Source organism: uncultured Veillonella sp. (assembly GCF_963543145.1).
Classification (GTDB): Bacteria; Bacillota; Negativicutes; order Veillonellales; family Veillonellaceae; genus Veillonella.
In genome coordinates this window covers 65,144-77,164 of sequence record NZ_CAUTZP010000005.1, presented here as the reverse complement: position 1 = coordinate 77,164, position 12,021 = coordinate 65,144, and the positions used below count along the sequence as shown (strand labels likewise).

General features: G+C 39.3%; 10 protein-coding genes and 1 tRNA gene. 1 reads left to right on the top strand and 10 read right to left on the bottom strand.

Annotated features, from left to right (window positions below; genetic code table 11):
- Positions 1–41: 41 nt before the first annotated feature.
- From RWZ05_RS03830 to queF, 5 genes are all read right to left on the bottom strand, one after another.
- Positions 42–132: transfer RNA gene (locus tag RWZ05_RS03830), tRNA-Ser, on the bottom strand.
- Between the two features lie 164 nt (positions 133–296).
- Positions 297–905 (bottom strand): serine O-acetyltransferase EpsC, encoded by a 609-nt coding sequence (gene epsC / locus RWZ05_RS03825; protein ID WP_314642271.1) that lies wholly within the window; start codon positions 903–905, stop codon positions 297–299.
- A 102-nt stretch (positions 906–1,007) separates the two neighbouring features.
- Positions 1,008–1,922, bottom strand: a complete 915-nt coding sequence (gene cysK / locus RWZ05_RS03820; protein ID WP_314642270.1) for a cysteine synthase A — start codon at positions 1,920–1,922, stop codon at positions 1,008–1,010.
- A gap of 213 nt (positions 1,923–2,135) precedes the next feature.
- Positions 2,136–2,948 carry a hypothetical protein gene (locus RWZ05_RS03815; protein WP_314642268.1) on the bottom strand — a complete coding sequence of 271 codons (813 nt, stop codon included), beginning with the start codon at positions 2,946–2,948 and terminating at the stop codon, positions 2,136–2,138.
- Between the two features lie 49 nt (positions 2,949–2,997).
- A complete protein-coding gene (gene queF / locus RWZ05_RS03810; RefSeq protein WP_314642267.1) occupies positions 2,998–3,495 on the bottom strand; it encodes a preQ(1) synthase in 498 nt (165 codons plus the stop codon).
- 1,504 nt (positions 3,496–4,999) lie between these two features.
- On the opposite strand from queF, the gene RWZ05_RS03805 reads away from it, so the two are divergent.
- The gene (locus tag RWZ05_RS03805; protein WP_314642266.1) at positions 5,000–5,743 is read left to right on the top strand and encodes a copper amine oxidase N-terminal domain-containing protein; all 744 of its coding nucleotides are present in this window, start codon (positions 5,000–5,002) and stop codon (positions 5,741–5,743) included.
- 124 nt (positions 5,744–5,867) lie between these two features.
- On the opposite strand, the gene RWZ05_RS03800 is transcribed toward RWZ05_RS03805, so the two are convergent.
- The 5 genes from RWZ05_RS03800 to RWZ05_RS03780 all read right to left on the bottom strand — a co-directional run bounded on the left by RWZ05_RS03800 (position 5,868) and on the right by RWZ05_RS03780 (position 11,852).
- Positions 5,868–6,278, bottom strand: coding sequence for a hypothetical protein (locus RWZ05_RS03800; RefSeq protein ID WP_314642262.1), 411 nt, complete (start codon positions 6,276–6,278; stop codon positions 5,868–5,870).
- Positions 6,279–6,405: 127 nt separating this feature from the next.
- A complete protein-coding gene (locus RWZ05_RS03795) occupies positions 6,406–8,022 on the bottom strand; it encodes a membrane biogenesis protein AsmA (protein WP_314642261.1) in 1,617 nt (538 codons plus the stop codon).
- A 71-nt stretch (positions 8,023–8,093) separates the two neighbouring features.
- Entirely contained in the window at positions 8,094–8,456 is a 363-nt protein-coding gene (locus tag RWZ05_RS03790) for a P-II family nitrogen regulator (RefSeq protein ID WP_295868309.1), read from the bottom strand.
- 29 nt (positions 8,457–8,485) lie between these two features.
- Positions 8,486–9,763 carry an ammonium transporter gene (locus RWZ05_RS03785; RefSeq protein ID WP_314642260.1) on the bottom strand — a complete coding sequence of 426 codons (1,278 nt, stop codon included), beginning with the start codon at positions 9,761–9,763 and terminating at the stop codon, positions 8,486–8,488.
- 256 nt (positions 9,764–10,019) lie between these two features.
- A complete protein-coding gene (locus RWZ05_RS03780; RefSeq protein ID WP_314642259.1) occupies positions 10,020–11,852 on the bottom strand; it encodes a carbon starvation protein A in 1,833 nt (610 codons plus the stop codon).
- Positions 11,853–12,021: the final 169 nt, after the last annotated feature.

Here is a 12,021-nt window from a genome sequence, read left to right as displayed (position 1 = left end):
AAACAAAAAGACCTTACACCGGATGATGTAAGGTCTTTACATGGCGGAGGATTAGGGATTCGAACCCTAGCGACGGTAACCCGCCCTAACGATTTAGCAAACCGTCCTCTTCAGCCTCTTGAGTAATCCTCCATGCTTTACTGGGTAATCATATCATACCCAATAAGGCATTGTCAATCGTATTATTTCAACATAGATTCGATGAACTCAAAAAACCTCTAACTACTAGTTACCTAATAGTTAGAGGTTCATTTCAGCCTATATTATATTCTTGTATAGTATTTTATAGTCCTACATTAAATATAGTATTCGATGTAATCATCAGGAATTTTCTTTTCCTCAACCTCACCCTTATTGGTTCGACGAGGTTTACGGACATACATATTTTCTGGATCCGTTTCAAAGATAACCATGTCTTTAGGGATATCATGTTTAATAACGAGATTACAACCAATTTTTGTGCGCGCCCCGATAGTAATATCCCCTAAGATTTTTGTGCCTGTACCGATGAGTACTTCGTCTTCGATGGTAGGATGGCGTTTTACCTTTTTAGAAGACATACCACCTAATGTTACTTGATGGAATAAGGTTACATTATCACCTACGATGGCGGTTTCACCAATAACAACGCCCATACCATGGTCAATAAATAGGCCACGGCCGATCGTTGCGCCTGGATGGATTTCAATGCCCGTTACGTGTCGAGAATGTAGTGCCACACGACGAGCCAAGGTTGGCCACCCCGCCTTATAGAGGCGGTGCGCAAAGAAGTGCCAGAATAAGGCCGTAATATGAGGATACGTCCAAATGACCATCAAAACGCTTGTTGCAGCTGGGTCAGAATCCATTACGCGCTTAATATTATATTGAATTTTGCCCCATAATTCGCGCAAACCTTGTATCATAGTGACTCCATCTCAAATAACTCTACTCATATATAATATATAGTATACAACATATGTGGTCTGTATTCCTATACATAAGATATTTTATCTATCCGAAATCTGCTACTTTACGTATTCATTATTTGCAAAGTCCAATAGGGATAAGTATTTTTCCACCCCATCTGGCGCAATAACGACGATATTTGCATTTGGCATATCTCGAGCAATACGCTTAGCCACTACGATGGCTGCCCCCGCTGAAAGCCCGATGGAAATACCACTTTCACGCATGAAGGTTTGTACCTCGCTAAAGGCTTCTTCATCGCTTACAGTTTGTACGCCGTCCATCAAGCTTTGGTCGAAGTTCTCTGGAATAAAGCCTGCACCAATCCCTTGAATTTTGTGAGGACCACCCTTACCCTCTGTAATGGCTGGAGATCCAGTTGGTTCCACAGCGATAGCTTTTAGATTTGGATTATGTTCTTTCAATCGTTTAGTAACACCTGTGAAAGTACCACCTGTACCGATGCCTGCCACAAATACGTCTACATTCGGCACTTGTTCTACGATTTCAGCGCCCGTAGTTCGGTAATGCATATCTGGGTTCGCAGGGTTTACAAATTGGCCCAAGGTAAAAGCATTAGGATATTTTTCTAAGATTTCATTGGCTCGTTCAAGAGCGCCCTTCATGCCTGTTTCTTTAGGCGTTAAGATGAGCTGTGCACCATAGGCCTTAATAAGTTCACGACGTTCTTTACTCATGCTTTCAGGCATAATAATTACAGTTTTAATATGTAAGATAGCGCCCACCATGGCAAGAGCAATACCTGTATTGCCACTGGTAGCCTCGACGATGATGCTATCCTCATGAAGGCGTCCTTTTTCCTTAGCATCTTGCAACATGCCAAGTACAGCACGGTCTTTCACAGAACCGCCTACATTATATTTTTCAAGTTTTACATAAATATTTGTATTCGGTAATTGGTATACCGGCGTTTTACCGATAAGTTCTGTAGTTTGATTTGTTACTATGCTCATCTGATCCTCCCTCTAGTGACAGATGATAAAAATCGTCCTCAGGAATATCCCAAGGACGATATGTATTTCACCTTGTTACTCACTATACACTGGGTATAAACGTTTATGTATTCCGATTAATACAACCATACTCTAACACCTGAATCAATTCATTGTCAAGAGAATGAGAATAGCTTTTAAAGCCCCAAAAACGCAGGAAATAACTAGGTTCATCTATTTACTTGTAAGCACGTTCACCACGACATCCCAAGTGATAGGCACCAATATAATGGCTAGGGCCAATCCAATAAAGAGAACGGCCCCCACAAGGACAGCAATGCGAGGAACTAAGGATATAACAACGCTCTTGGCCAAACCAGATATTTTACTAAGATCATGATGCAACGCTACATGGCCCCACAGGAAGCCTGCTACTACATAGGAAATAACATACGGATCTAGCAGTACATGCGTAGACAACTCATTATTTTCATGCATAATGCGGTTGATAAGGGGTGAAACCAGTACATTCACTAGCATAGCTAACACCTTGAACCATACAACGCAGATAATATATGTCCACATGCTCCGCTTGGTCATCCAGAGCATGTATAGGAGCCCTATTATACTTGCTCCTAGCGAGCCCTTCTCAGCTTCTAGGTATCGCTCCATCCAAGATGGCTGCTCTTTGCCTTCCTCTAATTGGCTGTAGTAAAAGGATAGATTTCTTTCACCATGGGCGACATCAACAAGCCCCAAAACTTGGAATACCACAAGCAAAAACAGGATAGCTACGACAACTTGGAAACTTTCACTAAAGAAAATATCCATACAGTTAACATCGAGATGGCCTATGTTCATAAGGTTGCCGTATAGATCGTAAAATCCTAGATATACAGCATTGGTTAGGAACAGGTCCATAACAAATAGAATCAACACAAAGATAATATAGCCGTTCCAGCAGGTCCATTTGCCTTGTGATTCTATATAGGTATTCGTCCCTACCATAATGGACGCAGGGTGTATAGACAAGGTCACACCGACCATAAAAAACATTATGAACGATGTGACCATTGTTAAATATTCGTATGCCATATTAACGGTATGCTACGCGCTCAGGCTGCATGTCATGGAAATGAAGGCGCTCTTTTGCCGTCTTTTCCCACTCTGTACCAGGCTTGCCGTAGTTTGCGTATGGATCGATGGACAAACCACCGCGCGGCGTAAACTTGCCCCATACCTCGATATACTTGGGATCCATCAACTTGATGAGGTCTTTCATGATGATGTTGATGCAGTCCTCGTGAAAGTCCCCATGATTGCGGAAACTAAATAGGTATAATTTCAAAGACTTGGACTCTACCATTTTTTTATCTGGTACATAAGAAATGTAAATGGTCGCAAAGTCTGGTTGACCTGTCATAGGGCACAAGCTAGTGAACTCAGGACAGTTAAATTTAACGAAGTAATCATTCTCAGGGTGTTTGTTATCAAACGCCTCTAACACCTGTGGTGCATAATCAGTAGGGTAATCGGTCTTGTGACCTAACATCGTTACCCCTTGTAACTCTTTTTCAGATCTGCCGGATGCCATAAGAAACCTCTTTCTATAAACTCTGTAACTCTATAATTAAACATATCAAATAATTCATGTAATACTTAATTATAGCATAAGAAATTCTAATTCTTATTTTCTAAAATGTATTTCATAAGAGGCTCTACCACATTATAATATACTTTTTCTTTACAACTTAAACGCTACAAAAAATTATAGTATTTCAATATACCTAGAACCGCTAAGAAATAAAAGAATACAATCCAGACTACATACATCTGCTTCTTTCTAGCCCAATCATAATAACGACTGTGTGATGGCTGCCTGAATAGTGTAGCTGCAATTAAAACTGGTTGTAAAAACCAAGCCATAACAATTGGCACTGCTATATAATCCATAAAATAAAACATACTTAATAGCATAAAGGGGTATGTGATAATTGTTGTCCAAGAGATAACTTTCATAAAACTATAATTAGCATTAGCAATTAAAGATACTAGTAATGGTGAAAGCTTTTTTCTTAAAAGTATTTTATATAGGATCCAATAGAAAACAATTACCGAGTAAAATATGACTACAAAAACTAAGGGTAAATGAATATGCACAAATACTAACTCCTTTTACGACTTAAATAGTTATAAATATAGGTCCATATCACATAGCTCAAAAGGATTACAATATATAGAGTAACAAAAAAATAAAAATCGACTTCATCCTCGATCATTTCAGGATTTGTAACAATAGTAAAAGGGATAATTATAAGAAAGAAAAGTATAACACCCCTCACAAAATAATTATAAATTTTTAAAAACATATATTTACTCTCACCATAAAAACTATAACTTCACAACACAACTAAAAACTTTATTTTTAATACCTCATAAGTTTTATAGCTATTAATATCATAAAAAATACGATTAGAAAAACATATTTCATATTGAATAGATTATTAATCTCTTTAAACCCATTTAGCTTAAATGCTTGTATTAATAACTTTACTTGTTTACGACTTAACATATATAAAACTATATGCAATGCTAGCCCCGCTAGTATTGCTGCTTTTAGATTTCCTTCGTATCCACCAGTTATCATTGCGCTAATAAGAGCTATATCCATAAGAATAATTGGAATGGTACATATAATAACTCTGTAGATAAAAAATTTACTATACATTAATTTACACCTTCAAAATAAGATACACTTTATTGAACAGTAGAGTAATATTGATCTGCACCCATTTTCTTGGACAGATATAATCAATACTGGAGAAATATAAAATATATTAATGTATTAATATATTAACAAAACAAGATTAAATATCAAAACCATCAGCAACTATATAAGCAATAAATAAATAGCCTGTCTTAAATACTATTTCCTCAACTAAATGTATTCCACACATCATATTCCCCAACTTTACTAAGATTCTTAAAAGCACCGACCACTATGAATTGTATAAAATTTAAGTTTATAATAAAATATTCATATATATTTGGTAACGTTAATATATTCAAAACGATATAACACCTTATGGAGGTCCCTTATGAAATTAAAACAGCTTATTTTATCTAGTATCGCTGTAGGCGCATTAGCTTTCACATTCGGCATGGCACAGCCTGCACAAGCGGCTATCGGCATGGAAAGTCCTGGTCCAGCTATGAACCTTGAGAAGCCTGCATCTGTAACAACACAATATCACATTAATGTAGATGGCAAGGTACTTGAGCCTATTAACGGGCAGCAAAACGTAATCTATGTAGACGGCCAACCGCTCGTTGCATTGCGCCAAGTATCTGAAGCATTGGGCTATAAAGTAGCATGGGATGAACCTACTAAAACGGCATTGGTAGATATGAGCATCGCTACATTGGCAATTCAACCAGACTCTGCTGATGTTATCCGCCATGGCAAATTAAAGGTTATCAACCTTGATACATCTGAATCCTTCCTACCAGCAGCTCGCAAGGTAGACGGCACCATCTTTGTAAAACCACAAGTGTTCAAATTATTATTGAACGACGTAAAAATTACAAAGGATGAAATCTTCATCGCCCCTCAGCGTGCACAATTGGCGTCGACCACAGACACAGACGTACCTCATAAGAATGAACTCAACACCTTCTTACCACCATCTCAAAATGACGTAAAGAAAAAAGAAGATCCAAAAGCGACAGAAAAACCGCTTATAAAAATCAAAAAAACATCGGCTAAAGACTCTGTAACTACAACAAATACAGACGCTACAGAAAAATCTGAATACCAACGTGCTAATGGCTTAGATCGCTAATCCATATTCATACATCAAAAGGTCCCTCATGAACTGCCCCCATTAGATTTAATCTTAGGGTGTACAGTCCATAAGGGACCTTTTTATTCTGTAAATATAACTAAAATGACTATGTCAAAATCAATTATTTACCAAAACCATAACGGTTAAGTGACGTATTACCATTACCATATAGAGCCATAATCTTCGCCATGAAATAATCAGCCACTGCTACAGAGTATGCTGCAATATCATTGTAATCGGAATATTTAGGAGCTACATTAGTCGTATTAACGCTTTCAATAGTTACATTTTTATTACTAGTTACAGGTGTTGCTAGTTTGTTTGTAGTAGTAGCAGGTGCAGGATCTGTAACTGTTACAGTGGAACCCATAGCTGGATTAACATAACCTGTTGGAGTGGATACTGGTGGGCGTTGGGAGTCAGTATATTTATAGCCATAAGATGCGTTCGCTTGTTGTGGCGCCAATGTAGCTACACCGAATGCAAGAACAGTGGCTGCCAAAACGATAGATAATTGTTTAGATGCTTTCATAAAAACCTCCATAGCAAGTACTAAAAGAAATGCATTATTATCAAAAATTCTGATAACAGAAAGTCATTATAAACCATATATTTAAACGCACAATGAAAGCATATAAATATCATTTACACTTCATTTATCAATTAATTTTGACACTTTCAACACTATCTTTCACAGAATCCATTTGTCGCTTTAAGTCTTTAATAGATCCTTTTACATCGTCAGGAATCTTGATATCCTTAAGACCTTTGGCCGATTCCGAGGCACGCTTACTATTTTCACTAGCCTCTTTCATGCCTTCTTTAATTTGGTCCATATTCTCATCTATCTCATCAAATGAGTCTTCATCATAGAGAATAAAATTGCTGCCCCCGTGGGATGTAATATTGAGTGGCCCCATCGTAAGCTGTCCATCATCGATGCGCAACGCATTTGTAGAAATCGAAGTGACCTTTGTATTTACTTTTACATCACTAAAGGACAGGTGCCGCCCCTTATTGTGAAAGTTTCCCGTAATGCTTTGAATTGGTATGAGCATATAATGGCCTTCTCCGGACCAGAAATTGCCCCATACCTCCATATCGCGAGGCATACCGTCGCTTTTAAAGTTCAAATTTGCTGATACAGGTACGAGAAACTCCGGCGTTTTAAGGGCTATACTGCTATCTAAGTCCTTCGCTATGCCAGTGATTGTATAGGCACGAGTATCCAAATTATATACACCTTTCGCCTCTAGTTTACCGTTGAACACATTGGCATTCACATTAGAGAAATTCAAAATACCATCTTGGTATGTCACATCGCCTACTACATTATCAAAGGTCAATGCAGGGATTCGCAATATAGGCATCGTTACGCGACCTTTCGCAAAAGGTCTATTAAAATCACCGGTTACCTTTGTAAGCAAGGTCATGGCATCGTGAATGTTCTCACCGAACCCAAGGGATGATGGATCGACACCATGCACATCAAATTGAAGGTCTAGTTGTGGCATGCGATGTTTTAGCACATCTTTCAAGTCTACACGGCCTTTTAACACGAGACCATCCCCAATAGCAGTGCCACCAAATTTTCCCGTCTCCATATCGATGTGTATAGCACGATTGCTATCTAGATCAATCCGAGCATTTACATCTTTCATCACATAGTGACGATTTCTATTAAACACCTCTAATTGGCTATTTCTAAGCCTAATCTTAAGGTCTAAGTGTTGCCCTTGCCAATTAAAATTACGCACCTTTTTGGCCAATTCCTCTTGCCGATCCTGAGTTGTCTTTTTAGGCGGCTTAGGACGAGGCTCCACCTCATTAAGAGGCTTATTCACATCAGGCGAAGCAGGCACAAAATCTAGCCGATTATTCTCGTCCAAATCGACAACAATGATGGCATCGTTTAATTCAATACCATTAATAGCGGATGCCTTGAAGTTACGGGTTACCACATCCCACATATTAACCCGTATCTTACCATCTGGAACCGTTATTAACCTTCGTCCATCCGGGTCCGTCCATACCAAATTCGTAAAGGACAAGGTGCCCCACGGAGTAGCACTTAAACTTTCAACAGTTACGGTCCCTCGCATCATAGTCTGACGAGCCATTACCTCATTAAAAATAACGCCCATTCCACGACTAGCAATAGTGGCCAATACAAAGAAAACGACGGCTCCTATGGCAAGAAAAGCAGCAATGCCTTTAAGACCTTTCTTATACAATTGTTTATATTTTGTCCAATAGGAACGCATGTAATGTTTCATAGCCTTATTATATCACGATGCATTTATAATTTGACTCAACCTCTTCTTTTGTCTATTTAAGTATTCAAATATTATGCTTCGTCATCGGTTACGGCTTTGGTTCCTCTTGTACCTGTACGTATGCGCATTGCATCTTCTACATCATATACAAAAATTTTACCGTCCCCTACTTCACCAGTTTGTAACGTATTTCGTGCTGTGTCCATTACAAGATCAACTGGCACATCACACACAACGGTTTCCACTTTTACCATAGGAATGAGGTTCACATCATATTGTTGGCCCCGATATACTTCAGTATGCCCCTTTTGTAAGCCACAGCCAAAAACTTGTGACACCGTCATGCCTTGAACACCAATTCTATTTAAAGCCTCTTTTAAATCTTCTAATTGCTCAGCACGAGCGATTATATCTACCTTTTTCATTCGTTTCATATGCTTAACTCCTATTTAATAATCGTAACTCATAATAAGGACGTTTGATTGGACGAAATAAATCGACCAGAGCTTTTAAATTCAGATTGATTATAAGCGCTTTCCCCATGTTCACTAATATCGATACCTAGTGACTCAGAGCCAATGCTAACGCGCATATCCATGAAAGCGCTGACGATTTTAAATAGTATAAATGTACCTACAATGGCAAACACATAGGCAATCACTAGTGAAAGTAATTGAGGCCCTAACAAGAAACCACCATAGAACAAGCCATTTGACCCATCAGGATTAATCGTAGTCGTAGCCCATAAACCTGTAGCAATAGCCCCCCACGTTCCACCTACACCATGAATGCCAAAGGCATCAAGAGAATCATCGTAACCAATACGGTTTTTAATGATTGCTACGGCTAGGTAACACACGACTGCACCTATAAAACCAATAATAATGGCCGCCATAGGCGTTACAAAACCTGCGGCTGGTGTAATTGCGACAAGTCCAGATACACCACCAGAGGCAGATCCTAACACAGTAGGTTTACCACGATGCAACATTTCTACTAGTACCCATCCTACAATCCCTACAGCTGCAGAGATTTGCGTAGTCAAAACTGCATTAGCTGCAAGGAACCCTACACCAAGAGCAGATCCTGCATTAAACCCAAACCAACCAAACCATAGAATAGCGGCCCCGAGAATTGTCATCGGTAAATGGTGAGGCAACATAGGCATCCGTCCATAGCCTCGGCGACGACCTAGCAACATGCATAAAGTCAACCCAGACACACCGGACAATACATGAATTGCAAGCCCGCCCGCGAAGTCTAATGCGCCCAAATTACTAAGGAATCCACCACCCCAAATCCAATGGGCCATCGGATTATATATAAAAACAGACCATAATAAAGCAAATATTACAAATGGTAAAAAACGCATCCGCCCAGTAATAGATCCACTCATGATGGCTGGTGTAATAACAGCAAACATACATTGGAAGGCTACAAAGGCAAGCTCTGGAATATGTGTATTAATTAGCACTGTTGTCTCTGCACCACCAAGACCAAACTTGCTAAAATCACCGATGATACCATATATATCATCACCAAAAATCAAAGTATACCCTACCAAAATAAACTCAACAGAAATGACACCAATCAAAAAGAAGCTCTGCATGATTGTACTTAGCACATTTTTACTACGCGCCATTCCACCATAAAACAACGCTAAACCAGGTGTCATAAAGAATACTAATGCAGTACACAACAATACCCATGCTGTGTTACCAGTATCAATCATATTGACCATAAGAAACTCCTTTCCATACAAAAAGCGCCTTGCTTACAGAAAGTCTGCATGCAAGGCGCCGTTACCTAACTATTTTATTGTAGTAATATACATCACTACATACATCGTATATTACATTGCTATTCATGTCAATAAATTCTATAGAATTTTAATCGATATAATCTAATAAATTTCTATACAACACACTACTCATCGGTAAAAAAACAAAAGAGCACTCATAACGAGTGCTCTTTTAGATATTTGATGCAACAAGCTATTATGCTTTTGCTTGTTTACCGTATTTTACAAGGCTTTCAGCTTCAATTTCAGCTTGAGTGCGATAGTCTTGAGGAATGTTAGACAAGCGAATCCAGCTGCGAACTGCTTCTACTAATACGATAAGAATCATGAGGAACATAGCAGCACTGAAGGCTACTAAAATCCATTTACCAGCAGGAATGTAGCTGTAGAATACGTTTTCATAATCTGCAGCGATCGCAACGATAGCCATTAGGACACATGGAATACCTGTAACCCATGCATAGCGTTTGCGGCCAAGTCGCATGATAACCGTAGTACCTACAGCCAATGTCATAGTACCTAATAATTGGTTAGATACGCCAAATAGAGGCCAGATAGTACCGATGTTACCTTGTAGAACTAGGTAGCCCCACAATACGCATATCAAAGCTGCACAACCATATACGCCAGGAGCCCAGTGTTGGTCGTTGAATTTAGGATGGAAATGACCTAATAATTCTTGAAGTAAGTAACGACCTACGCGAGTACCAGCATCGATCAAAGTCATGATGAACAAGGCTTCGAACATGATACAGAAGTGATACCAATAACCCATCAAGTGATCCATATTAGGCAATCTGGAGAAGATATGAGCCATACCTACTGCTAAGGATACGGCACCACCAGGACGGTGCATCAAGTCTTCACCAACCATTGCGGACAATGCTGGCAATTCATGAACTTGAAGACCTAGTGCTTTAAAGGATTCTACTGTGGAGTTAATAGCAAAGTAATCATCTGGATGCAATGCAGTCGCAGCAATCAACGCCATCATAGCGATGAAGGCTTCTGTTAACATCGCACCATAACCGATAGGTAAGATTTCTCTTTCATTAGTAAGCATTTTAGGAGTTGTACCTGTAGCAATTACTGTATGGAAACCAGATAAAGCACCACATGCAATAGTAATGAAGATGTAAGGGAATACAGAGCCTTTCAATACAGGACCACCACCCCAGATATATGGAGTAACAGCTGGCATTTGAATTTCAGGCATTACGATGATAATACCGAGAGCCAAGGCGCCAATAGTACCGATTTTAAGGTATGTAGACAAGTAATCACGAGGAGCAAGCAATAACCATACAGGCAATGCTGCTGCAAAGAAACCATACACGGCAAGCATAATTTCAATAGTTTGCAAGTCGTATGTGAACCAAGACGCATATTCGCTAGCCGCTACGTTTGGACCATAAATGATAGCTGCGAAGATTAACGCTACACCAATGACAGTAGCCTCTTGGATTTTACCAGGACGCAACCATTTTAAATAAATACCGATAAAAATAGCAATTGGAATTGTAGCGAATACGGAAAAGAACCCCCAAGGAGAGTTATGCAATGCGTTTGCTACTACTACGGCCATACCAGCAAGGGTAATAACCAATAGGAATAAGGTAGCAAGCATAGCACCGAAACCAGCTACTTTACTGATTTCTTCGCGCGCAATATCCGCGATAGACTTACCGTCATAGCGAACAGAAGCGAATAAGATAACCATGTCATGTACAGCGCCGGCTAATACGGAACCGATAAGGATCCATAATGCACCAGGCAAATACCCGAACTGGGCTGCAATAACTGGGCCTACGAGAGGACCTGCACCTGCAATGGCTGCAAAGTGATGACCAAAGGTTACCCATTTGTTAGTTGGCACGTAGTCGTGACCATCGTTGTGAATCATAGCTGGTGTCGGACGATATTGGTCCAAAGTCAACACCTTAGCCGCTATGAAAGCCCCATAAAAGCGGTACGCTAAAATCAGAATACACGCGGAGGCAATAACTAAGTAAATACCATTCATAACCATATAAACACCTCCATTTGTTTCGTGACATGGAGTATATGAAATTGCTGATAAAACTTATGTTTCCATGCCACTTTGGCTTGTAAAAATGTTAGTACTTACACTTTCATTGTATAACTAATCAAAGGAGTGTCAATTACTATTTAGTCATTTTGAAAGCCCTCTATAACTT